At 66.2% G+C, this 23022-nt stretch carries 23 protein-coding genes and 1 pseudogene; 13 read left to right on the top strand and 11 right to left on the bottom strand.

The features are described 5' to 3' along the window. On the bottom strand, positions 1-1053 hold the full coding sequence (locus ACP69S_RS04750; RefSeq protein WP_425995356.1) for an aldo/keto reductase: 1053 nt from the start codon (positions 1051-1053) through the stop codon (positions 1-3). 148 nt (positions 1054-1201) lie between these two features. Between ACP69S_RS04750 and ACP69S_RS04745 the strand changes: the two genes are divergently transcribed. Together ACP69S_RS04745 and ACP69S_RS04740 are read left to right on the top strand one after the other, a co-directional pair. Next, positions 1202-1954, top strand: coding sequence for a Bax inhibitor-1/YccA family protein (locus ACP69S_RS04745; protein ID WP_425995354.1), 753 nt, complete (start codon positions 1202-1204; stop codon positions 1952-1954). A gap of 246 nt (positions 1955-2200) precedes the next feature. Beyond that, a complete protein-coding gene (locus ACP69S_RS04740; RefSeq protein WP_425995352.1) occupies positions 2201-2578 on the top strand; it encodes a hypothetical protein in 378 nt (125 codons plus the stop codon). Positions 2579-2587: 9 nt separating this feature from the next. Here the strand turns inward: ACP69S_RS04740 and ACP69S_RS04735 are convergent, their stop codons facing one another. From ACP69S_RS04735 to acnA, 3 genes are all read right to left on the bottom strand, one after another. After that, positions 2588-2926 (bottom strand): DUF2794 domain-containing protein, encoded by a 339-nt coding sequence (locus tag ACP69S_RS04735; RefSeq protein ID WP_425995350.1) that lies wholly within the window; start codon positions 2924-2926, stop codon positions 2588-2590. 712 nt (positions 2927-3638) lie between these two features. Continuing rightward, complete coding sequence (locus ACP69S_RS04730; RefSeq protein WP_425995348.1) at positions 3639-4349, bottom strand: DUF1223 domain-containing protein; 711 nt, start codon at positions 4347-4349, stop codon at positions 3639-3641. Between the two features lie 144 nt (positions 4350-4493). After that, on the bottom strand, positions 4494-7181 hold the full coding sequence (gene acnA / locus ACP69S_RS04725; protein ID WP_425995346.1) for an aconitate hydratase AcnA: 2688 nt from the start codon (positions 7179-7181) through the stop codon (positions 4494-4496). Positions 7182-7358: 177 nt separating this feature from the next. On the opposite strand from acnA, the gene ccmA reads away from it, so the two are divergent. From ccmA to ACP69S_RS04690, 7 genes are all read left to right on the top strand, one after another. Then, the gene (gene ccmA, locus ACP69S_RS04720) at positions 7359-7973 is read left to right on the top strand and encodes a heme ABC exporter ATP-binding protein CcmA (RefSeq protein WP_425995344.1); all 615 of its coding nucleotides are present in this window, start codon (positions 7359-7361) and stop codon (positions 7971-7973) included. Then, positions 7970-8635: a heme exporter protein CcmB gene (ccmB, locus tag ACP69S_RS04715; protein ID WP_425995342.1), complete on the top strand. Its 666-nt coding sequence runs from the start codon at positions 7970-7972 to the stop codon at positions 8633-8635. The genes ccmA and ccmB overlap by 4 nt, the downstream gene beginning before the upstream one ends. Positions 8636-8871: 236 nt before the next feature. Further along, positions 8872-9495: a Spy/CpxP family protein refolding chaperone gene (locus tag ACP69S_RS04710; protein ID WP_425995340.1), complete on the top strand. Its 624-nt coding sequence runs from the start codon at positions 8872-8874 to the stop codon at positions 9493-9495. A 52-nt stretch (positions 9496-9547) separates the two neighbouring features. Beyond that, positions 9548-10285 (top strand): heme ABC transporter permease CcmC, encoded by a 738-nt coding sequence (ccmC, locus tag ACP69S_RS04705; RefSeq protein ID WP_425995338.1) that lies wholly within the window; start codon positions 9548-9550, stop codon positions 10283-10285. 1 nt (position 10286) lies between these two features. Then, positions 10287-10445 carry a heme exporter protein CcmD gene (ccmD, locus tag ACP69S_RS04700; protein ID WP_425995336.1) on the top strand — a complete coding sequence of 53 codons (159 nt, stop codon included), beginning with the start codon at positions 10287-10289 and terminating at the stop codon, positions 10443-10445. Next, positions 10442-10957: a DsbE family thiol:disulfide interchange protein gene (locus tag ACP69S_RS04695; protein WP_425995334.1), complete on the top strand. Its 516-nt coding sequence runs from the start codon at positions 10442-10444 to the stop codon at positions 10955-10957. The genes ccmD and ACP69S_RS04695 overlap by 4 nt, the downstream gene beginning before the upstream one ends. A 95-nt stretch (positions 10958-11052) precedes the next feature. After that, positions 11053-11328, top strand: a complete 276-nt coding sequence (locus tag ACP69S_RS04690; RefSeq protein ID WP_425995332.1) for a hypothetical protein — start codon at positions 11053-11055, stop codon at positions 11326-11328. 7 nt (positions 11329-11335) lie between these two features. Here the strand turns inward: ACP69S_RS04690 and ACP69S_RS04685 are convergent, their stop codons facing one another. The 3 genes from ACP69S_RS04685 to ftsY form a co-directional block, all read right to left on the bottom strand. After that, positions 11336-11887 carry a MarR family winged helix-turn-helix transcriptional regulator gene (locus tag ACP69S_RS04685; RefSeq protein WP_425995330.1) on the bottom strand — a complete coding sequence of 184 codons (552 nt, stop codon included), beginning with the start codon at positions 11885-11887 and terminating at the stop codon, positions 11336-11338. A 122-nt stretch (positions 11888-12009) separates the two neighbouring features. Beyond that, on the bottom strand, positions 12010-12621 hold the full coding sequence (locus tag ACP69S_RS04680; protein WP_425995328.1) for an inner membrane-spanning protein YciB: 612 nt from the start codon (positions 12619-12621) through the stop codon (positions 12010-12012). Positions 12622-12624: 3 nt separating this feature from the next. Beyond that, a complete protein-coding gene (gene ftsY / locus ACP69S_RS04675; protein WP_425995326.1) occupies positions 12625-13566 on the bottom strand; it encodes a signal recognition particle-docking protein FtsY in 942 nt (313 codons plus the stop codon). A 91-nt stretch (positions 13567-13657) separates the two neighbouring features. Between ftsY and ACP69S_RS04670 the strand changes: the two genes are divergently transcribed. Then, a complete protein-coding gene (locus tag ACP69S_RS04670) occupies positions 13658-14365 on the top strand; it encodes a trimeric intracellular cation channel family protein (RefSeq protein ID WP_425995324.1) in 708 nt (235 codons plus the stop codon). 24 nt (positions 14366-14389) lie between these two features. Here the strand turns inward: ACP69S_RS04670 and ACP69S_RS04665 are convergent, their stop codons facing one another. From ACP69S_RS04665 to dapF, 4 genes are read right to left on the bottom strand one after another with little or no spacing between them, the layout of a single operon-like run. After that, on the bottom strand, positions 14390-14869 hold the full coding sequence (locus ACP69S_RS04665) for a GFA family protein (protein WP_425995322.1): 480 nt from the start codon (positions 14867-14869) through the stop codon (positions 14390-14392). Next, the gene (gene mtaB / locus ACP69S_RS04660) at positions 14866-16197 is read right to left on the bottom strand and encodes a tRNA (N(6)-L-threonylcarbamoyladenosine(37)-C(2))-methylthiotransferase MtaB (protein WP_425995320.1); all 1332 of its coding nucleotides are present in this window, start codon (positions 16195-16197) and stop codon (positions 14866-14868) included. Before mtaB ends, ACP69S_RS04665 begins: the two co-directional genes overlap by 4 nt. Next, positions 16194-17120, bottom strand: a complete 927-nt coding sequence (locus tag ACP69S_RS04655; protein ID WP_425995318.1) for an SDR family NAD(P)-dependent oxidoreductase — start codon at positions 17118-17120, stop codon at positions 16194-16196. Before ACP69S_RS04655 ends, mtaB begins: the two co-directional genes overlap by 4 nt. Continuing rightward, positions 17033-17887 carry a diaminopimelate epimerase gene (gene dapF / locus ACP69S_RS04650; protein ID WP_425995316.1) on the bottom strand — a complete coding sequence of 285 codons (855 nt, stop codon included), beginning with the start codon at positions 17885-17887 and terminating at the stop codon, positions 17033-17035. Before dapF ends, ACP69S_RS04655 begins: the two co-directional genes overlap by 88 nt. A 130-nt stretch (positions 17888-18017) precedes the next feature. On the opposite strand from dapF, the pseudogene ACP69S_RS04645 reads away from it, so the two are divergent. From ACP69S_RS04645 to ACP69S_RS04635, 3 genes and pseudogenes are all read left to right on the top strand, one after another. Next, positions 18018-18656, top strand: a pseudogene (locus ACP69S_RS04645) (potassium channel family protein); the annotation flags it as partial. A gap of 53 nt (positions 18657-18709) precedes the next feature. Continuing rightward, a complete protein-coding gene (locus tag ACP69S_RS04640) occupies positions 18710-20812 on the top strand; it encodes a prolyl oligopeptidase family serine peptidase (RefSeq protein ID WP_425995314.1) in 2103 nt (700 codons plus the stop codon). Beyond that, positions 20813-22954: a prolyl oligopeptidase family serine peptidase gene (locus tag ACP69S_RS04635; RefSeq protein ID WP_425995312.1), complete on the top strand. Its 2142-nt coding sequence runs from the start codon at positions 20813-20815 to the stop codon at positions 22952-22954. The last annotated feature ends 68 nt before the right edge of the window (positions 22955-23022 follow it).

Here is a 23022-nt window from a genome sequence, read left to right as displayed (position 1 = left end):
TCAAGGACAGGGATTGGGCTGGGCCGCGTGCAGGGCGTCGACGGCTTTTTCCAGCTCGTCGGTCCAGACAATGTCGAAGGCGTCGATATTGGTCCTCAGCTGCTCCATCGAGGTGGCGCCGATGATCGTCGAGGTCACGAACTGACGCGTGTCGCAGAACTTCAGGGCCAGATGGGCCGGGTCGAGGCCATGCTGCGCGGCCAGATCGACATAGGCGCGGATCGCCGCCTCGGCCCCGGGGCCTTCATAGCGCGCCATGCGGTTATAGAGCGCCTTGCGCGAGCCCTCCGGCACGGCGCCGTCGAGATATTTGCCGGTCAGGGCGCCCTGGGCCAGCGGTGAATAGGCCAGCAGGCCGACCTGTTCTCGCATGGCGATCTCGGCCAGGCCGTATTCGAAGGTGCGGTTGGCCAGGTGATAGGCGTTCTGGATCGAGGCGATGCGCGGCAGGCCCCGGCCTTCGCTTTCTGCCAGGAAGCGCATCACGCCCCACGGAAACTCGTTGGAAACCCCGATCGCGCGGAGGGTCCCTTTCTTCACATGGGCGTCGAGGGCCTCGAGGATATCGACGAAGGTCTCGTAGTCCTGGGCGTAGTCCTTGAAGGTCTGGCCGCCGAACACCCGCACCGGCCGGTCGGGCCAGTGCAGCTGGTAGAGGTCCAGGTAGTCGGTGTTCAGGCGCTTCAGCGAACCCTCGACCGCCTCGTCGATCTGGGCGCGGTTCTGGCGAGTGGCCGAGCCGTCGGCGCGCATCCAGGTCAGGCCGCCAAAGGCGCTGCCGCGGCCGGCGACCTTGGAGGCCAGGACGATCTGATCGCGCTTGCCGGTCTTCTTCAGCCACGAGCCGATATGGCGCTCGGTATTGCCCTGGGTCTTGGGATCGGGCGGGCTGGAATACATCTCGGCCGTGTCCCAGAAATTGACGCCGCGCTCGAGCGCGTAGTCCATCTGGGCGTGGGCCTCCTCTTCGCTGTTCTGCGATCCCCAGGTCATGGTGCCCAGGCAGCAGCGCGAGACCATCACGCCGGTTCGTCCCAGTTCCGAATAGTTCATTCGCGCCCCGCCCGTTCTTCTTGTGATCGCCCTATTTAGGCGGTCTCGCGCCCGGCTCAACAGGCATGCCTTGCGCGAAGGCTCGCAGATGCCGATATTCGTCAGGCGTCCATGTCGGGCGCGATGCAAATCAAAGGGTTTTCCCTCGATGAACGACCTCAACCGCGGCTACGCGCGCTCGATCCCGGCGGATCGCGCCGACATGTCGGTTGACGCCGGCCTGCGCAGCTTCATGCTCGGCGTCTACAACAAGGTGGCCCTGGGCCTCCTGCTGTCCGCCGGCCTTGCCTTCCTGACCAGCGCCTACCAGCCGGTGGCCAGCCTGCTGTATGTGCTGACCCCGGACGGCCGCCTGGCCGGCTTCACCATGGCTGGCACCATCGTGCGCTTCGCCCCCCTGGCCATGATGCTGGTGGCGATGTTCGCGATGAAGAACCCCACTGCCAAGTCGTCTGGCGCTCTCTACTGGGCGTTGGTCGCCTCGATCGGCGCGGGCGCGGGCGTTTGGCTGCTGGTCTATACCGGCGCCTCGGTGGCCTCGACCTTCCTGATCACCGCCATCGCTTTTGGCGGCCTCAGCCTGTTCGGCTACACCACCAAGAAGGACCTGACCGGTTTCGGCAGCTTTCTGATCATGGGCCTGATCGGCTTGGTCTTGGCCTCGCTGGCCCAGATGTTCTTCAGGCTCCCGGGCCTGAGCTTCATCATCAGCATCCTGGGCGTGCTCATCTTCGCGGGCCTGACGGCCTACGACACCCAAAAGCTGAAGATGACCTATTACGAACTGGGCGGCGACCAACAGTCGATGGCGGTGGCCACCAACTACGGCGCGTTGAACCTCTATCTGAACTTCATCAACCTGTTCCAGTTCCTGCTCAGCCTCCTCGGCGCTCGCCGCTAGAGCCCTTTCCGACCTGATGGCTTCATCAGGGTCGGGCGAAAAGGGCTCTAGATCAAATGTTTAGAGCATTTTTCGATCCGATAACCGTTTCACACTTATCGGAAAATGCTCTAGGTCCTGACCGGATCCAGACTGCAGAAGCCCCGGCGGGAAACCGCCGGGGCTTTTTGCTGGGCGGCTCTCGACGGGCCGGGCGCGACAGGCCATCCTGCGGGCGGGGACCAGACAGACCGTTTCGAGGACTTCATGACCCGCGCCCTGCCTGCCTCCCTCATTGGCCTGATGCTGACCGGCGCGGGAGGCGCGCACGCCCAGACCACCGGTCTCAAGCCCTTTGCGCTCATGACCAAAGCCCCTGCGATGTCGCTGACGCGCGATGCACCGATCCAGAGCGCCAAGCCGGGCCTGTTCCTGCCCGTCCGCTACGCCAACGCCCCCGTGCAATTACCGCGCGGAATCGCCAGGACCTCGGTGGAGAGCCGGCTGGCGGGCGATGGCCCGGTCGCCTCGGCGGGCGTGTTGTGCGGCCTCAAGCCCAGCGCCGACTACAGCGGCATGGGCGCGGCGCGAGGCTATGACAATGACGGCCGGTTCGTGGGCGCCAAGCTGGCCTTCACGTTCTAGGGACTGTCCTCAATCGACGACCGAGAACTTGCCCTTCTCGAACACCTTCAGCACCTGGGCCAGCTCGTGGCCGCGCTTGAGGATCATCCCACCCTGGCCGATCACGGCCCAGGCGCCCTGTTTGCGAGCCAGGGCCGGTCGCTTCTCGACGCGATAGAGCGGGGCCTCAGCGGCGTGGCGGAAGATCGAGAACACCGCATGGTCGGCCAGGCCCGCTATGCCGTAGTCGCGCCATTCGCCGGCCGCGACCATGCGGCCATAGAGGCGCATGAGCTGGTCAAGCTCGCGCCGCTCGAAGAAGGTCACGCCGGACGAGGGGGCGGACGGAAACTGTTGATCCAACGCCATCGGACGAATCTAAGCCCAAATCGGTAGACTTGGCGAGCGTGGCGTCGCCGGCACGCCACGGAAGAATGCGACAAACCCGCCACATGACGCCGCGAAAGGACCTTATTTCGGTCGTTCGAGCGCCTGTTTGGGCCGCAATAAATTCAGTGTCGGCTGATCGGACATCTCGCGGTCCTGGACCCTGAACAGCCCCCCCAGCCCCCCTGATTGCGGGCCGGTCAGCCGACAGATACATATCCCCTCTCCAAATGAGCCCGCGCGGTCCTTCCCCCACAGCGCGGGTTTTTGCTGTCTGGGCGTCAGGAAGCTTGGCCGATCGCCACGAAACGACCTTAGTTTGGTCCCGGTCGCGCCCGTTTAGGCCGCGATAAACCAGGGGTCAGCCGAACGATCTCGGGATCGGGGTCCTGAATAGCCCCTAGCCCTCTCCGGTTTCGAAACGGCCCGCTGACTAGGAATAGCCCTGTCCAAAAAGACCCCGCGTGGCCCCTCCCCTCTGGCCACGCGGGTTTTTTGTGCGTGTGGCTCTGGAGGAGGCCTGGCAGCCGAAAGTGGGTGCCGGTTTCGGCGCCCGTCACGCGACGACCTGAAAACAGCGCCAGAGCCCTTTCCGACCTGATGGCTTCATCAGGGTCGGGCGAAAAGGGCTCTAAATCAAAAGTTTAGAGCATTTTTCGATCCGATAACCGTTTCACACTCATCGGAAAATGCTCTAGCGCTCGGCGGTTTCGAGCACGCCGATGATCCGGCCGCCCTTGGCGCCCTGGACGATGATCACCGTCTCGAGTTCGGCGTCCGTGGTCGCTGGCAGGCGATAGAGCTTGGGCCGGCCGGACCAGGGGCCCAGACGGACCAGTTCGCGGACCACATTGCGGTGGACCAGGGTCTGGCCCTTGTTGTCGCCACGTTTGACGGCGATCTCCTGCTCGCGCGGATCGAACCGCACCAGCCAAACCTCGCCGCCGCCACGCGGGGCCGGGCCAGAGCCGACCGCGACGCGGGTCTTGCCGATAAATTCCATGTCCGGCGGATTGGACGGGGCCTTGGCGGCGGTCTTGACCAGATCCTCGACGGCCTCGGCCTTCGCGCCCGACGCCTGGACGCGGCCAGCGACCACCATCTGGGGCGTGGGCACGTCGCGCAGGGCGAATTTCTTGACATAGGCCCGCTGGCGCTCGGCGAAGCCGGGCTTGGCGAAGGTGTCCTTCCAGCCCAGATAGTCCCAGTAGTCGACCGAATAGGTCAGGGCTAGGACGCCGTCGCGCTGGGCCAGATCGGCGGCCAGCTGGTTGGCCTTGCCGCAGGACGAGCAGCCCTGGGCGGTGAACAGCTCCACGACCACCGGGGGCTTGGCGGCCCAGGCGGAGGTGGAGGCAAGGCCCGAGAGAGCCAGACAGAACAGGGAAAGGGCGGCCTTACGCATTGCGCGTCACTTAAGCCAAGATCGTGGGTCTAGGCCGTTCACGAGGCCGTGAAGCCAAGGTTCTTTTGCGAAAGTTCGCGCCGCAAACGAAAACGGCCCGCCGGATCGCTCCGGCGGGCCGTCTCCTTAACGCTGGATCGCTGCCTAGTCGGCGCGCGCCAGGTTGCGCAGCACGTAGTTCAGCACGCCGCCGTTCTTGAAATATTCAAGCTCGGTGGGCGTATCGATGCGGCAGCGGACCGGGAAGCGGGCGATGCGGCCGTCCGACGGGCGGTAGAGCTCGACGATCAGCTGCTTGCGCGGAGCCAGGTCCTGAAGGCCGCGGATCGAGACGATCTCCTCGCCGGTCAGTTCAAGCTTCTGCCAGCCGTCCTGGATGAACTGCAGCGGCAGAACGCCCATGCCGACTAGGTTGGAGCGGTGGATGCGCTCGAAGGTTTCGGTGATCACCGCGCGGACGCCCAGGAGCTTGGTGCCCTTTGCAGCCCAGTCGCGCGACGAGCCGGTGCCGTATTCCTTGCCCGCGAAGACCACCGAGGGGCGACCCTCTTGCTGATACTTCATGGCCGCGTCGTAGATCGACATCACCTGGCCCGACGGGAAGTGCTTGGTCACGCCCCCTTCGATTTCCGGCGTGATGCGGTTGCGGATGCGGATATTGGCGAAGGTGCCGCGCATCATGACCTGGTGGTTGCCGCGACGCGCGCCGTAACCATTGAAGTCGATGGGCTGCACGCCCTGGTCGACCAGGTACTGGCCGGCCGGGCTGGAGGTCTTGATCGAACCGGCCGGGCTGATGTGGTCGGTGGTGATCGAGTCGCCGAACACAGCCAGGACACGCGCCTCGATGATGTCGGTGACCGGCGTGGGGGTCATCGACATGTTCGGGAAGTAGGGCGGGTTCTGGACGTAGGTCGAGTCGCCTTCCCACGCGTAGGTTTGGCCGCCCGTGATCTTGATGCCTTGCCAGTTCTTGTCGCCCTTGAAGACGTCGCCATAGCGGGCGGCGAACATCTTCTCGGTGACCGACTTGCGCTGCAGGACGGCAATTTCTTCGTTCGAAGGCCAGATGTCCTTCAGGAAGACGTCATTGCCCTTCTTGTCCTGTCCCAGCGGCTGGGTGACGAGATCGATCTTCATCGAACCGGCCAAAGCATAGGCGACCACCAGCGGCGGCGAGGCTAGGTAGTTGGCGCGAACGTCGGGATTCACCCGGCCTTCGAAGTTGCGGTTGCCCGACAGCACCGAGCAGGCGACCAGGTCGTTGTCGTTGATCGTCTTGCTGATGGCTTCCGGCAGCGGGCCCGAATTGCCGATGCAGGTCGTGCAGCCATAACCCACCAGGTTGAAGCCCAAGGCGTCGAGGTGCTTGGTCAGGCCGGCCTTGGCCAGATAGTCGGTGACGACCTGCGAGCCGGGGGCCAGCGAGGTCTTCACCCACGGCTTGACCTTCAGACCCTTGGCGACCGCGTTCTTGGCCAGCAGGCCAGCGGCGATCAGCACCGAGGGGTTGGAGGTATTGGTGCACGAGGTGATGGCCGCGATGACCACGTCGCCGTGACCGACGTCGAAGTTTTCGCCTTCGACCGGAGCGCGCAGGCCGGGGTTTTCGGCCTTGCCGAATTCACCGGTCAGCGACTCGGCGAACTTGACTGCCGATTCCGACAGCAGCACGCGGTCCTGCGGACGCTTGGGGCCGGCCAGCGACGGCAGAACCGTCGACAGGTCCAGTTCCAGGCCGTCCGTGAAGGTCGGCTCGGGCACGCCGGGCTCCCACCACATGCCCTGTTCCTTGGCATAGGCTTCGACCAGGGCGACACGCGCCGCGTCGCGGCCGGTGCCCTTCAGATAGGCGATGGTCGCGGCGCTGACCGGGAAAAAGCCGCAGGTTGCGCCATATTCCGGGGCCATGTTGGCGATGGTCGCCTGGTCTTCCAGGGTCAGGGTGGCCAGGGCCTCGCCGTAGAACTCGACGAACTTGCCGACCACGCCCTTCTTGCGCAGCATCTGGGTGACGGTGAGCACCAGGTCGGTGGCCGTCGCGCCTTCCGGCATGACGCCGTTCAGCTTGAAGCCAATGACCTCGGGGATCAGCATTGGGATCGGCTGGCCCAGCATGGCGGCCTCGGCCTCGATGCCGCCCACGCCCCAGCCCAGCACGGCCATGCCGTTGACCATGGTGGTGTGGCTGTCGGTGCCGACCACGGTGTCGGGATAGGCGGTGGTCTCGCCGTCGACCTCGTTGGTCCAGACAGTCTGGGCCAGATATTCCAGGTTCACCTGGTGGCAGATGCCGGTGCCGGGGGGCACGACGCGGAAGTTGTTGAAGGCCGACGAGCCCCAGCGCAGGAAGCGATAGCGCTCGATATTGCGCTCGTACTCGCGCTTGACGTTGTCCTCATAGGCTTTCGGATTGCCGAAATTGTCGACCATCACCGAGTGATCGATCACCAGATCGACGGGGTTCAGCGGGTTGATCTTGGCCGGATCGGCGCCCAGGGCGACCATAGCGTCGCGCATGGCGGCCAGGTCGACGACGGCAGGAACGCCGGTGAAGTCCTGCATCAGCACCCGCGCCGGGCGGAAGCTGATTTCGTGCTCGACGGCGCCCTTGTTTTGCAGCCAGGCGGCGACGGCCTTCAGGTCCGGTTCGTCGACCGACACGCCGTCTTCGTTGCGCAGCAGGTTCTCGAGGAGCACCTTCATCGACACCGGCAACGACGAAACACCGGTCAGACCGGCTTCCTCGGCGGCGCGAAGGCTGTAATAGACGTAGGTCTTGCCGCCGACGACAAGCTCGCGGCGGGCTTTAAGGCTGTCCACAGACGCCATTCGGGAGATCCCTTCTCTGTCCACGGCCGCCCGAAAACCACTCCCGGGATCGCGCGATCGAGGCGGACCCACAGCGTCCATCCTCGCGCCGCGTCCCCTGACAAGCTGGAGGGGGACGGCCGAGGGCTTCTTAGCCTTGGTCGTGGCCAACGTCCATGCGCGGGGCAGGGTCTTGGAATGTTGAGAACTGTTCTCATTCAGGATTTGGCGATCTCTCGCGGAGAGCGTCGGCTGTTCTCTGACCTCTCGATGGCGCTGCGGGCCGGCGAGGCCGTGGCCCTGACCGGGCGAAACGGGGCCGGCAAGACCAGCCTTCTGCGCGCCGTGGCGGGGCTGCTGCGACCCGAGGCGGGCCAGATCGTCTTCCAGGATATGGAAGCCGACACCGCCCGCGCCGAGCATCTGCACATGGTCGGCCACCATGACGGCCTGAAATCCACCCGCACCGCCTGGGAGGAACTGCGCTTCCAGACCCTATGGAGCGGCGGGTCTCCGGCCACGGCGCGTCAGGCGGCCGAGCGCCTGGACCTGGTGCGCCTGCTCGATCTTGAGGTTCGCCGGCTCTCGGCCGGTCAACGTCGGCGTCTGGCCCTGGCGCGGCTGGTGGCCAGCCCGCGCACCCTGTGGCTGCTGGACGAGCCGATGGCTCCGCTGGACGCGATCCACCGGCAGGGCTTTGGCGAGCTGATGGCCGAGCATCTGGTCGGCGGAGGCATGATCCTGGCGGCCGTTCACGACCCCCTGCCCATCCCTACGCGCGTGGCCCAGATCGGTGGGGAGATCGGCGGATGAATGCGTTCCTGATCCTGCTGCGCCGCGAACTCTCCCTGGCTTGGGGCAAAGGCGGCGGGCCGCTGCTGGCCCTGGCCTTCTATGCCGGCGTTGTCACCCTGCTGCCGATGGCGACCGGCCGGGCGCCGGAAAAGCTGGCCGCCGTGGCGCCGGGCATCGCCTGGCTGGCCCTGGCCCTGGCGGCCCTGCTCTCGTTGGAGCGCCTGTTCGAACGCGACTTCGAGGATGGAGCCCTAGACCTGCTGGCTCTCGGCCCCGCCTCGCTGGAGGCCGTGGCAGTCGCCAAGTGCCTGGCCCAGTGGCTGGCCTCCGGCGCACCCCTGGCCTTGGCGGCGCCTGTCGCAGCCCTGGCTCTGGGCGCTGATCCGAAGATCATTCCGCTGCTAGTGGTGTGCGGCCTGTTCGGAGGTCTCGCCTTCGCCTTCCTTGGAGGTCTTGGCGCGAGCCTTGCCCTGGGCAGCCGGCGCGGCGGCCTGCTGGTGGCGGTGATCGTGCTGCCGCTCTATGTGCCGCCGGTGATCTTCGGGGCCGGGGCCCTCGACGCCCTGGCCAGCGGACTGCCCTGGACGCCGGGCCTCTATCTGATGCTGGCCTATTGCGCGGCGGCCGTGGCGCTCAGCCCGCTGGCCATGGCGGCGGCGTGCCGGAACGCGCTGGACTGAGGTCCCGCCCATCGACTTGTCATTCCGGAAGCCTCGCAGAGGCTATCCGGGACCGCGGCACGCTCTGAGCTTCCGGCGGCCCGGCTCTTCGCTTCGCTGCGGCCGGGATGACATGGTGTGAGCTGGGGGCCGCCCTCCACGAAAAACATGTAACATTGTTCATCCAACCTGACATTTTCGCGCCATAAGCTAATGGCCAAGCTCTCGCCAGATCTGGTTCTGAGGGAGAAAACATCATGCAAAGCACCACACGTCGCTTGGCCCTGGCTGCCAGCGCCGTTCTCGCCATCGCCAGCGGCGGGGCCGCCATGGCCCAGACGCCGCCGCCTCCGCCGCCGCCACCCGCGCCGCCGCTTCCCCCTCTTCCGCCGCTGCCACCCCTGCCGCCGATGGAAGCCATGATGATGGGCGGCCACGACATGTCGACGATGCACCATGGCAAGCACGGCGACCCCGAGGCCCACGCCGGGCATCTGCGCGACGTGCTGCAACTGCGCCCCGACCAGGACGGCGCCCTAAAAGCCTATCTCGACGCCGCCGCGCACAAGAAGATGGCCGAGGGCATGAAGTGGGAAAGCAAGGACGACGGCGACGACAAGCCGCTGACGACGCCCGAGCGCCTCGACAAGCAGGCCGCCCACATGACGAAAATGGCCGAGACCTTCCAGAAGCGCGCCTCGGCGACCAAGGCCTTCTATGCGGCCCTGTCGCCCAGCCAGCAGAAGGCCTTCGACGCCATCGGCCCACACGGCGGCGGCCCCCGCATGTTCGTCAAGCACATCGAGACCCGCCACGAGGGTCCGCCGATGGGCGAGGGCAAGGACGAGCGCAAGATCATCATGAAGCGCAAGGCCGGCTGATACAGGCTGATACGCATTGCGGGCGTTCGTGGACGGCTCTAATCAGCAATCCATGGACGCCCGACACCCGTTTGATTTCCTGACCAACCCCGAGCGGTTCATGGCCTTCTCGCGGTGGGCCGCGCCGATGTTCGGCGTCATCGCCGCCGTGCTGGCCTTGGTCGGGTTGTACCTGACCTTCACGGTCCCCGAGGACTATCAGCAGGGCGACACAGTACGGATGATGTTCATTCACGTGCCGGCGGCGATCATGAGCATGGTCGTCTATCTGTTCCTTGGTGTTTCCAGTCTGCTGGCTTTGATCTTCCGCCACGCCCTGGCCGACGCCGCCGCCCGCGCCTGCGCACCGCTGGGCGCGGTGTTCACCGCCCTGGCCCTGATCACCGGCTCGCTGTGGGGCAAGCCGATGTGGGGTACGTGGTGGCAGTGGGACGCGCGGATGACCTCCGTGCTGGTGCTGTTCCTGTTCTATCTCGGCTATCTGGCCCTGCGCGGCGCGCTGGAAGACGAGCAGAAGGCCGCCCGCGCCGCCGCCATCCTGGCCTTGGTCGGGTTGATCAACCTGCCGGTGATCAAGTTCTCGGTCGACTGGTGGAACACCCTGCATCAGGGCAGCTCGACCCTGTTCGCCCAGCCAGAAGACCGGCTGCCGGCCGTCTATCTGTGGCCTTGGGCCCTGATGACCCTGGCCTATCTGTCGGTGTTTGGTTCGCTGTGGCTGGTGCGTATCCGCGCCCTGGTCTGGCGGCGCAAGGCGCGCGCCCTGGCTTTGCGCATGGCGGAAGGTTGAGATGGATTTCGACGCTGGAAAATACGCGATCTATATCTGGCCGGCCTTCGGGATCACCATCAGCGCTTTCGCCTGGATGATCGTCGACAGCCTGGCCCAGGCCCGCCGCTGGAGGGCTGAGCTGGAGCGGCTGCAGGCCGAGCTGGACGCAAATCGGTGAAGCGTTGGCTGGCCTTTGCGCCGCTGATTGTGCTGGCGCTGCTGGGAGTGCTGTTCGCCGGCTACGCCCTGAAGCGCGACCCCAATGTTCAGCCCCAGGCCATGGTCGGCAAGCCGATGCCGGCCCTGACCCTGCCCGAGCTCTCGACCGGAGCGGCGACCTCGCTGGCGAGCGTTGCGCGCGGCGGCCCCGTGCTGGTTAATTTCTTCGCCTCCTGGTGCGCCCCCTGCGAGATCGAGCACCCGCAGCTGATGGCGCTGAACGCCCAGGGCATGAAGGTTATCGGCGTCGCTTACAAGGACGCCCCGCCCAACACCCAGGCCTTCCTGACCCGCCTGGGCGACCCCTTCGCGGCGCGGCTGGTGGATCGCGATGGGGCTGCGGGGCTGGAGTTCGGCGTCACGGGCGTTCCGGAGACCTATCTGGTCGGCTCGGACGGCGTGATCCTGGCCAAGCACACCGGTCCGCTGACGCCCGACGCGGCCGAGAATCTGTTGGCCAAGGCCCGCTAGGCCGCTACCTGCGCTGACACGTCGCGGCGCTTTCGCGTTAACCCGACGTTGACCATGCTCGCAGACTTTCAGTTAACCATGTTAGACTTCGAGTCATGAGCACCGTCCGTCCCGCCGGCTGGCCTTCAGCCCCCGCGCAAGCCGCCTCGACGTCACCGTCGGGCGGCGCAGCGACGCGTTCGGCTTTCTTTCAGGCGGCGATTGGCGACGCCGCGCCGACGCGACCGACTCAAGCTGCCGCAGCCGCGCAGATGCAGGCTCAAGCCCAGGCCCAGCCGCAACGTCAGGCCCCTGCCCGGCCGTTCGTGCAGCCGGAAACCCAGCCGCAGAAGGTTCTGCGCCCAGGCTCACTGCTGAACATCGTGGTTTAGAGAGCCGTCAAGCCGCCCTCTTGGTGGTCTTGTCCTTCTTGGGCTTCTTGTCTTTCTTCGGCTTGTCGGCCTTGAGCTTCTTGATCTTCGGCTCGGCCTCGGCCGACGGATGCAGATCCGCGCCGGCCATGTCGGCCAGCAGATCCAGGAAGCCTTCGCGCTTGCCGGGCTTCAGCAGGGCCATGATCCGCGCGTCGGCCATGGCGACCATGGGCGCGATCTCTTCCAGCATGGCTCGGCCGCTGACCGACAGGCGCACGCTGTTGGCGCGAGCGTCCTGGTCAGAACGCTGCCGCTCCAGGTGGCCCTTGGCGATCATCCGGGCGACCATGTCGGCCAGGGTCGAGCGATCGATGCCGGTGGCCTTGACCAAGGCAGTCTGGGTGACGCCCTCATTCTGGGCCACCGCCGACAGCACCGCGAACTGGCGTTGGGTGACCCCGGCCGCGCCGCACTCCTCAGCATAGATGTCCAAGGCCAGCTGCAGCACCCGGTGCAGCAGATGGCTCGGTGACCGCTCCAGCAGGCCGCCGCTTTTATCGCCCTTGGTCTTGGACATGATTTCGCTCTCGTCTTTTCAGCCGACGGACAACGAATATCATCGTTACACGTCGATTTGACGACAGGTGATCCGTGGACGGCGAATGCCGTCAAGTCCGCAGAAATCTCTGACGGCTGACGCTAGAAACCGGCGTCTGGCGGCTCGGGAGCGGACGGCTCTTCGCCCTTGGCCATGTGCTTCATCATGAAGGGCACCTGGGTCAGAGAGAAGATGATCGCCAGGGGCAACAGAGCGATGCGGAACTTCACCCAGTTATCCGTATCTTGGGTCAGGCGAACGATTTCATTGAGGATGGCGGCGGAGGCGAAATAGGCTCCGTAGCGCAGGGTCAGGGTGCGCCAGGCCGTGTCGGGCAACTGCATGGCCTCGCCCATCAGGGCCTTCAGCGGCGCGCGGTTCATCAGGGCGCCGCCGATCATGAAGGCGGCGAGCGCTCCGTTCACGACGGTCACCTTGATCTTCACGAACACATCGCTGTGGAAGACCAGGCCCAGGGCCCCGAAGATCAGGGCCATGACGCCGGAAAACAGCGGCAGCAGGGCCACGCGGCGCTCGACGGCGTAGCCGACGATCAGGGCGACAGCCGAGGCGGCGACCAGCACCCAGGTGGCGGTCTGGAAGTTCTTGGTCGTGAAATAGGCGATCGCAAAGGCGATCGGCGCGCCGTAGTCGACGGCGGTCCGCACCCAGGCAGCGGCTTTCTTCTTCTTTTGCGGCGCTTGATCGCTCACGGCCTAGTCCTCCAGCCCGACCAGCGAGCGCGAAAAGGCACGGGCGTCGAAGGGTTGCAGGTCCTCGACCCCCTCGCCCACGCCGATCAGCTTGATCGGACTGTCGCTGGCCCGGGCCACCGGCACCAGCACCCCGCCGCGCGCGGTGCCGTCCAGCTTGGTCATCACAATCCCCGACACGCCGACCTGGTTGCCAAAGATCTTCTCCTGAGCCAGGGCGTTACGGCCCACGGTGGCGTCCAACACCAGCAGCGTCTCGTGCGGATAGTCGGGATCGACCTTCTTGACCACGCGGATGACCTTCAGCAGCTCATCCATCAGGCCCTGCTTGTTCTGCAGCCGGCCGGCGGTGTCGATCAGCACCACGTCATAGTGCTCGGCCTTGGCGCGCTCGACGGCCTCGTAGGCCAGGGCGGCGGCGTCGGAGCCCGTGGGCTTGGACATGAAGTCGGCCCCGGCCCGGTCGGCCCAGACCTTGAGCTGCTCGACGGCTGCGGCGCGGAAGGTGTCGCCGGCGGCGATCAGGACGCGGGCGCCCTTCTCGGTCAGGTCGGCGGCGATCTTGCCCAGGGTGGTGGTCTTGCCCGAGCCGTTGACGCCAATGAACAGCACCACATAGGGGCGCGGCCCCGACAGCGGATCAAACCGGCCCTCGCGGTCGGCCAGCTCGGCGGCGACCAGCTCGGCCAGGGCTTCCTTGACCTCGATATCGGTCGACGACTTGCCAAATCGGGCCTTGCCGAAGGCGTCGGCGATACGCGCGGCGATCTGCGGGCCCAGATCGGCCTCGATCAGCATCTCTTCCAGGGCGTCCAGTTGTTCCTGATCGAGGGGCTTCTTGGTGAAGCTCCCCGTCACCTGCTCGGTCATCGCCTGGGACGACCGCGCCAGGCCGGTGGCCAGACGCTGAAACCAGCCTGTTTTCTGCTCGGGCTTGTCGTTCATCTTCGCTCCTTTAGGGGAACGGGCGAAAGTGTAAATCAGATATTACCCGGCAGCGGTTTCCGCCGCCGGCTTGGCCGTGGCATGAAACGCCATGGATCTACTGCCCGACCCAACGATCAACCCGCTGTCCGCCGCCCTGTTCTGGCTGGACTATGCCGCCGTCGCCGTGTTCGGGGCGACCGGGGCGCTGGCGGCCGCGCGGCGCAAGCACGACATCATCACCTTCGGCTTCTTTGCGGCCATCACCGGCGTGGGCGGCGGCACCCTGCGCGACCTGTTGATCGGCGCGCCGGTGTTCTGGGTGCAGCGACCCGGCTACATCCTGGCCTGCCTGGCTGCGGCCACGGTGGTCTGGCTGCTGGGCAAGCGCGGCTGGCGGTTCCGGGCTCTCCTGTGGCTGGACGCCCTGGGCATGGCCGCCTACGCAGTGGTCGGCACGGCCAAGGCTTTGAGCCTCGGCGTGCATCCGTTCACCGCCGTGGTCATGGGCGTGCTGACCACCGCCTTTGGCGGCGTGATCCGCGACGTGCTGGCCGAGGAACCCAACCTGCTGCTGCGCCGGGAGATCTACATCACGGCGGCGCTGCTGGGGGCGTCGGTCTTCGCGGCGCTGCAACTGATGGGCCTGGGGTTCTGGCCGGCAGGCATAGCGGGGTTTGCAGCGGCGTTCGGGCTAAGGGCGGCGGCGATCAAGCTAGGCTGGAGCCTGCCGGGGTTCGCGGGCGGCGAGGAACGGGCCCCTTCTCCCCCTGCGGGAGAAGGTGGCGACCGCAGGTCGACGGATGAGGGGTCGCGCTGAAACGCCACCGCATCCGTCGACCCCTCATCCGACCCGCGTCGCGGGCCAGCTTCTCCCGCAAGGGGGAGAAGGATCACTATCGTGATCCGGATGCTGCCGAGACGCGATCTCGCTCGGCGGTCCGGTCGAGGTCCGCGCGGGCAGATCGGCCACATGATCGATCCAAAGCGCGCGGCTTTCCCGCGCTAGCTGAACCACAGGCGCCACCGCCGACGGATCGTCGAAGGCGAAGACCGTCAGGTCGATGACCGTATCGCTGTAGTCGAAGGTCAGCGGCGTGCCGCAGGCGGCGCAAAAGCCGCGCTTGACCTGATCCGAGCTTTGGAAATTGGTCGGGGCGCCGCACGTCCAGGTCAGGTCGGCGAGGTTCACCGTCACCAGCGCCCCGAACGGTCCGGCGAAGGCCTTCTGGCACATGCGGCAATGGCAGATCGAGGCGCGGCCGGGTTCTCCTTCGACGCGGAAGCGGACGGCGCCGCACTGGCAGCCGCCGCTCAGGCTCATGCGGCGAACTCGGCGATCACCCGCGCGCCGTCATGGCCGGTAACGCGGAAGCCAAGGATCTGGCCGGAAGACGCTTCGCCCGCGAAGGCGATCTCGGTGAAGTCCTCGGCGCGGGCCACCCCGTCGCGCTCGACCAGGCCGGAGAGAACGCGGCCGACCTGGCGCTGCAGATGGCGTTCGAGACCCGCTTGGCCCGCCTCACGCAGACGACGCGCGCGATCCTTGATCACGGGACCCTTCACCGGCGGCATCCGCGCGGCAGGCGTGCCGGGGCGCGCGCTGTAGGGGAAGACGTGCAGGAAGGCCAGGCCCGCCTCCTCGACCAGCTTCAGGGTGTTTTCAAACGCCTCGTCGCTCTCGGTCGGGAAGCCGGCGATCAGGTCGGCGCCGAAGGCGGTGTCGGGGCGCACGGCGCGGACGCTGGCCACCAAATTGAGGGCGTCGGAGCGATTGTGCCGGCGCTTCATCCGCTTGAGGATCATGTCGTCGCCGGCCTGCAGGCTCAGATGCAGATAGGGCATCAGGCGCGGCTCAGTCTCGAGCAGCTTGAACAGGTCAGGATCGATCTCGGCCGCGTCGATCGACGACAGCCGCAGACGCGGCAGGTCCGGGACCAGCTTGAGGATCCGGCCCACCAGCTGGCCAAGTGTCGGCTGGCCCGGCAGGTCGGTTCCCCACGAGGTGACGTCGACGCCGGTCAGCACCACCTCATTATAGCCCTCGGCCGACAGGCGGCGGACCTGCTCGACAACATCGCCGGCCGGAGCCGAACGCGAATTGCCCCGTCCGAACGGGATGATGCAGAAGGTGCAGCGGTGGTCGCAGCCGTTCTGGACCTCGACATAGGCCCGGGCTCGGTCCTTGAGGCCGGCGATCAGATGACCGGCGGTCTCCTTGATCGACATGATGTCATTGACCCGCACGCGGGTTGAGGTGTCGAGCAACGCCCCCGGCGCGGCCTTTTCGGCGTTGCCGAGCACCAAGTCCACTTCGGGCATGGCGGCAAAGGCGGCGGGGTCGATCTGGGCGGCGCAACCGGTGACGATCAGTCGGGCGTCGGGCCGCTCGCGACGCGCCTTGCGGATCGCCTGACGGGCCTGGCGCACGGCCTCGTTGGTGACGGCGCAGGTGTTGAACACCACCGCGTCCTGCAAGCCGTCCGCCGAGGCGCGCGCCCGGATGGCTTCGGACTCATAGGCATTCAGCCGGCAGCCGAAGGTGACGACATCGACGCCGTTGGGACCCGACGACACCACCGCCGGTCCGCCTTCTTCGCCGATCGCCGGGGTGGGCTTTGGCCTTGACGCAATGACGGTGTAGGTGGTCACGGCTTTTCGACGAACGCCGCGAAGGCGTCCTTCCAATCGTCGTGCCAGCGCGACAGGGCCGGGCGGTTGTCGATGATGTCGCCCATGGCCCAGGCCATGCGCTTCTCGTCGACGGCTCGCGAGACGTCATTGTCGGGGCACAGGATGTAGAAGTCGCCGGCCATGATGCGGGCCAGCATGAAGTTGACCACCTGCTCGGGCGTCCAGGCCGCGTCGGGCTTGCCGCCCGGACCGCGCCGGGTCATGCCGGTGAAGGTGTAGCCGGGTATCAGCAGATGGGCGCTGACCTGGCAGGCCTCGGTCTGGCGCAGGGTGTGGGCCAGGCCCTCGGTCAAGGCCTTCACCGCCGACTTGGAGACATTATAGGCCGTGTCGCCCGGCGGCTGGGTGACACCCTGCTTGGAGCCGGTATTGATGATCAGACCGGGACGACCGGACAGGGCCATGTCCTCGCCGAACACCTGCACGCCGTTGATCACGCCCCACAGATTGACGTCGAGGATACGCTTCCAGGCGTCGTCGCCGGCAAAGGCGTCGCCGCCGCCGCCGACCCCGGCATTGTTCATCAGCACATCGACCGGACCGAAGGTCTCGATGGCGACAGCCTTCAGGGCCTCGACGGCGCTCCGATCGGCGACATCGGTCGGCACGGCGATCGCGCCGATGGCCTCAGCCTCCTGCTTCAGCTTGCGGCCGGTGATGTCGGCCATCACCACATTGAGACCAAGCTCACGGAAGGTTTTGGCGGCGGCCAGGCCGATGCCGTCGGCGGCGCCGGTGATGACGGCGGTCTTGCCGGGCGCCAATGCCGGATGGGAGAGGGCGGGATGCAGGCTCATGCGGCGACCCTCTCCGGCAGCTTGCCGGTATATTCCAGGGTGATGGGGCCGGTCATGATCACGTGGCCGTCGGCCTCGCGCCATTCGATGACCAGCGCGCCGCTCTCGAATTCGACGGTGGCCACGCGGTCGGTCAGGCCCCGGCGCACGGCGGCCACCTGGGCGGCGCAGGCGCCCGTGCCGCAGGCGAGCGTGAGGCCCGCGCCGCGTTCCCAGACCTTCAGATTGATGTGGTCTCGCGCCGCGATGTGGGCGAAGCCGACATTGACGCCCTGCGGAAACAGCGGGTGATGCTCGACCAGCGACCCGGTTCCCTTGGCGAAGGCGTCGGTCACCGGGGCCTCGACGAAGAACACCACATGCGGATTGCCCATCGAGACGCAGACCGGCGTGTGGACCAGCGGCGCGTCGATGGGGCCGACCTGCAGCTCGACCCGCTCGGTGTTGATCTCTTCGGACAGAGGGATCTGGGTCCAGTCCAGACCCGGTTGGCCCATATCGACCGTGACGCGCTTGTCGCCGGCCATCTTGCCCGACAGACGGCCGCCGTCGGTGTCAAAAGCCACGAAGTCCTTGCCGGCCGACTGCATCAGCAGCCACGCCACGCAGCGCGTGCCGTTGCCGCAGGCGCCGACAGCCTCGCCGTCAGAGTTCCAGAACCGCACATAGGCGCTGGCGCCCTCGGCCCGAGGCGGATCAATGGCGATCACCTGGTCGCAGCCGATACCGCCCTCGCCCCGTTTGGCGATGGCGCGAATGTCCTCCGCCGACGGGTCGAAGGGCTGGCTAGCGGTCTCGATCACGACGAAGTCGTTGCCGAGGCCGTTCATCTTGAGGAAGGTGCGGCTCATGGTGGGGGCTTTATAGTGGAAAACCGCCGCCAAGTCAGAGCCTGGCATGCGCCGCGATCATTTGACCCTCAGGGTGTGACCAGAAAGGGCTAAGCTTGAAGACCAAGGACCACGCCGGCCTGCGCCTGCGCGCGATCACGGCCTGACCTTCTATGTTCTGGACTATGGCGTGGCGGCGTTCCTGGCGCTGGACATGGCCGGCCGCGCCATCGCCCATGGCGACCTGAAGGCCTGGCTGAAAAAGCCCATCGTCTGGGTCGACCTGTTCGTTCTGGCCACCCTCCTGGCCCCGACCTGGCTGCTGAACCTGGGCTTCCTGCGGGTTGTGCGCCTATGGACCCTGGTTCACAGCGAGTTCTTCTGGCGCACGGTGGGACGGCGCTATGACGACACCCGGTTCGAGGAGATCGCCAAGGCCGCCGCCTCGCTGCTGACCTTCATCTTCGTGGTCACAGGCTTTGTCTATTCCAGCTTTACCGGGCGGCATGACGGCGTGGCCGGCTACGTGGACGCCCTTTATTTCACCGTCACCAGCCTGACCACCACCGGCTATGGCGACGTCACCCTGCCGGGCGTGTGGGGCAAGCTGTTGTCGATCGCCACCATGCTGGGCGGGGTCTCGCTGTTCATCGGCCTGATCCAGTCGATCCTGCGACCGCAGAAGGTGACCTATCAGTGCCACGACTGCGGCCTGCGGCGGCATGATCCGGACGCCGTTCACTGCAAGGCCTGCGGCAAGCTGCTGAACATTCCCGACGACGGGATGTGACTTCGCCGGAGAAGCTCTGGCGCGCATAAAATTTTTCGATACCGTCCCGGCCCATGATGTTGCTTCGCACCTGTTCCGCCGGGGCTCTGGCCCTCGCCCTGCTCTCCTCCGGCGCGGCGCTGGCCGCCCAGCAGAGTGACCCTCATCTGGCCCTGGAAGCGGTGGAAAGCCCCGACTCCCTGGTCTGGGTGAACAGGGAGAACGACAAGACCTTGCCGGTCCTGTCGGGCGATCCGCGCTATGCCGGCCTGCAGGCGCACGCGCTGACGATCCTGTCGGCCAAGGACCGCATCGCCGCGCCCAGCTTCATCGGACAGAGCGTCTTCAACTTCTGGCAGGACGCCGCCCATGTGCGCGGCGTCTGGCGGCGCACGACGCTTGCCTCCTACAAGACCGCGGCCCCGCTGTGGGAAACAGTCCTTGATATCGACGCCCTGGCCAAGGCCGAGGGCAAGAACTGGATCTGGAAGGGCGCGGACTGCCGGCCCAAGACCCATGACCGGTGCCTGGTAAACCTGTCGAACGGCGGCAAGGACGCCGTCGAGGTCCGCGAGTTCGACCTGACCACCAGGGCCTTCGTCAATCCCGCCAATGGAGGCGGTTTCCTGCTGCCCGAGGGCAAGCAGAGCGCCGAGTGGCTGGACGCCGACAGCCTGATCCTGACGCGGAACTGGGGCGAGGGCACGACCACCGACAGCGGCTACGGCATGGTCATCAAGACCCTGAAGCGCGGCCAGGCGCTGGCCGATGCGGTCGAGGTATATCGCGGCCAGAAGAGCGATGTGTCGGCCCGTCCCAATGTGCTGCGCGACGCGGCCGGCAACCGGGTGGTGCTGATCGATCGCGCCACCGACTTCTTCCACACCGAGCGCAATGTCTGGACGGGCGGCAAGGTCGTTCCCTTGGCCATCCCGCAGAAGGCCAATATCGCCGGCCTGCTGAACGGCAAGCTGATCGTCGAGCTCAGCGAGGACGGCTTGGGCGCCAAGGCCGGCTCAATTGTCGCCGTGACGCCGGACGCCAGCCTCGCCACCAGCGTGGTCTTCGCGCCCTCGTCCGTGCAGGCGGTGGATCAGGTGACAGTCACAGACCACGCCGTGGTCGCGGCGATTTACGACAATGTGCGCGGCGGGGTTTTCGCCTTCCGGCCGCCCAATAGCGAGAAGGTTGGCGCGAGTTGGACCAAGGCCGCCCTGCCCGGCCTGCCCAACGCCTCGGTGTCGCTGGGCTCGACCTCGGACGAGGGCGACCAGATCTTCTACAGTGTCGAGGGCTTCACCACGCCGACCCAGCTGAAACTGGCCGACGCGGTCAGCGGCGCCTCGGAGACCGTCAAGGCCCTGCCGGCCCAGTTCGAGGGCGGCAATCTGGAGGTCGAGCAGAAGCTCGCCACGTCCAAGGACGGCACCAGGGTCCCCTATTTTCTGATCCATCCCAAGGGCCACAGGCACGACGGCATGAACCCGACGCTGCTGCATGCTTACGGCGGCTTCAACCTGTCGAAACTGCCGGTCTATGACCCGCTGATCGGCAAGCTATGGCTGGAGAGGGGCGGCTCCTACGCGGTCGCCAATATCCGCGGCGGCGGCGAATTTGGTCCCGGCTGGCATGACGCGGCTCTGAAGGCCAACCGCCAGCGGGCCTTCGACGACTATTACGCCGTGGCCGAGGACATGATCAGCAAGAAGATCACCTCTCCCCGTCACCTGGGCGCCTATGGTCGCAGCAACGGCGGCCTGCTGATGGGCGTGGCCATGACCCAGCGGCCCGACCTGTGGAACGCGGTGGTGGTCGAAAGCCCGTTGCTGGACATGATCCGCTACACGGTGCTGCCGGCCGGCGCCTCGTGGATCGGTGAGTATGGCGACCCGGCCATCGCGGCCGAGCGGGCCTGGATCGAGGCCTATTCGCCCTATCAGAACCTGAAGCCCGGGGTGAAATATCCGCTGGCCTATATCACCACCTCGACCAAGGACGACCGGGTCCATCCCGGCCACGCCCGCAAGTTCGCCGCGCGGCTGGATGACCTTAAGGTCGACCACCTCTATTTCGAGAACACCGACGGCGGTCACGCCAACGGGGCCGACCCCAAATCCAACGCCCGCCGGTGGGCGCTGCACTACACCTACCTGTCGCGCCAGCTGATGGATCACTAGATGCGTTGTCTTGTTCTTGCTCTCCTAGCGTCCACGAGCCTTATGACCGCATCAAACGCCGCCGAACCTACCGCTCCAGCCAAGACGGAGGCGCTCACGCCGCTGAGCGAACTGGGCAAGAACGATCCCTATCTGTGGATGGAGGAGATCGAGGGAACGCGAGCCATGGACTGGGCCAGGGCCCAGAACGCCAAGACCCTGCCGGTGCTGCAGGGCGACGCCCGCTATGGCGACCTCGAGGCCAAGGCCCTGGCGATCCTCAACGCCAAGGACCGCGTGCCGGGCGTGTCGTTCGCAGGAGACGGGACGCTGCGCAACTTCTGGCAGGACGCGATCCACGTGCGCGGTCTGTGGCGCAAGACCACCCTGGACAGCTACCGCACGGCGGATCCCGTCTGGGAGACCATCCTCGACATCGACGCCCTGTCGAAATCCGAGAACGCCAACTGGGTCTATAAGGGCGCCGGTTGCCTGCCGCCCGAAGACACCCGCTGCATGGTCACCCTGTCGAACGGCGGCAAGGACGCGGTGACGGTTCGCGAGTTTGACACGACGACGAAGAGCTTCGTGGCTGGCGGTTTCGAGCTGCCCGAGGGCAAGCAGGACTATGCCTGGCTCGACCGCGACACCCTGCTGGTCGGCCGCGAATGGGAACCCGGTCAGGTCACCAAGTCGGGCTATGCCTATGTCCTGAAAACCGTGAAGCGCGGCCAACCGCTGTCGGCGGCCAAGGAAGTCTATCGTGGGACGAAAGCCGACGTTTCGGTCAGCCCGTTTGTGCTGCGCGACAGTGACGGCAAGGTTCAGGCGGTGATCGCCTACCGCGGCGTGACCTTCTTCGAGAGCGAAAAGCACCTGCTGACCGACGCCGGTTCGGTGAAACTGGACTTGCCTCTGAAAAGCTCGATCCAGGCCTATGTCGTCGGCCAGATGGTGGTGCTGCTGGAGCAGGACTGGGCCGAAAAGGGCTTCAAGACCGGCGACCTGGTCAGCTTTGACTTGGCCGCCCTGAAGGCAGCTCCGACCACCGCCAAGGCGACCCTGGTTCTGCGCCCGACCGCCAAACAGTCGGCGGAACAGGTCACCACCACCCGCACCAAGCTGGTCGTGGCCATGCTGGATAACGTCAAGGGCGCGGCCAAGGTGTTCAGCCATGGCCCCAAGGGCTGGAGCTCGCAGGATCTGGCGCTGCCCGCCAACAGCGCCATCGGCCTGGGCTCCAGCGCCGAGAAGGACGAGCGGCTGTTCGTCACCGTCACCGGCTATCTGGCCCCCTCGACCTTCTGGCTCGCCGACGCCGGCTCGCTGAAGCTCGAACAGGTGAAAGCCTCGCCGGCCCGCTTCGACGCCTCGACCCATGTGGTGGAGCAGTTCGAGGCCACCAGCACTGACGGGACCAAGATTCCCTACTTCGTCGTACGGCCCAAGGGCGTGAAGTACGACGGCTCTGCCCCTACCCTGCTCTACGCCTATGGCGGTTTCCAGGTGTCGATGACCCCCGGCTATTCGGGCGTGATGGGCAAGCTGTGGCTGGAGCGCGGCGGCACATACGTGGTCGCCAATATCCGCGGCGGCGGCGAGTTTGGTCCGGCCTGGCACACGGCGGGCCTCAAGGAGAACCGCCAGAAGGTCTATGACGACTTCTTCGCCGTCTCCCAGGACCTGATCGACCGCAGGATCACCTCGCCGCGCCGGCTGGGGATCATGGGCGGTTCGAACGGCGGCCTGCTGATGGGCGTGGCCCTGACCCAGAAGCCGCAGCTTTATAACGCCATCGTCGTGCAGGTGCCGCTGTTCGACATGATCCGCTACAGCCAGATCGGGGCCGGCGCCTCGTGGGTGGGCGAATATGGCGACCCGGCGATCCCGTCCGAAAACGCGGTGATCGCTAAATATGACCCCTATTCCAACCTGAAAGCCGGCCAGAAATATCCCGAGGTCTTCATCGAAACCTCGACCAAGGACGACCGCGTCCATCCTGCCCACGCCCGCAAGGCGGCGGCGCGGCTGGAGGAGCTGGGCTATCCGGTGCTCTATTACGAGAACATCGACGGCGGCCACGCCGCTAGCGCCAACCTCGCCGAAACTGCGCGGCAGCAAGCGCTGGAATATGTCTATCTGTCACGCAAACTGATGGATTGATCTGGCAAACCGCCGTTACCGGAAGTTGTCGTCTCGTCAATGATGGAGAAAGCTATCTGGGGCTAGGC

The organism is Caulobacter sp. DWR1-3-2b1, assembly GCF_049895765.1.
Taxonomy (GTDB): Bacteria; Pseudomonadota; Alphaproteobacteria; order Caulobacterales; family Caulobacteraceae; genus Caulobacter.
Note: the sequence above shows the minus strand (reverse complement) of the source record. Positions and strands in the feature narration are given on the sequence as shown.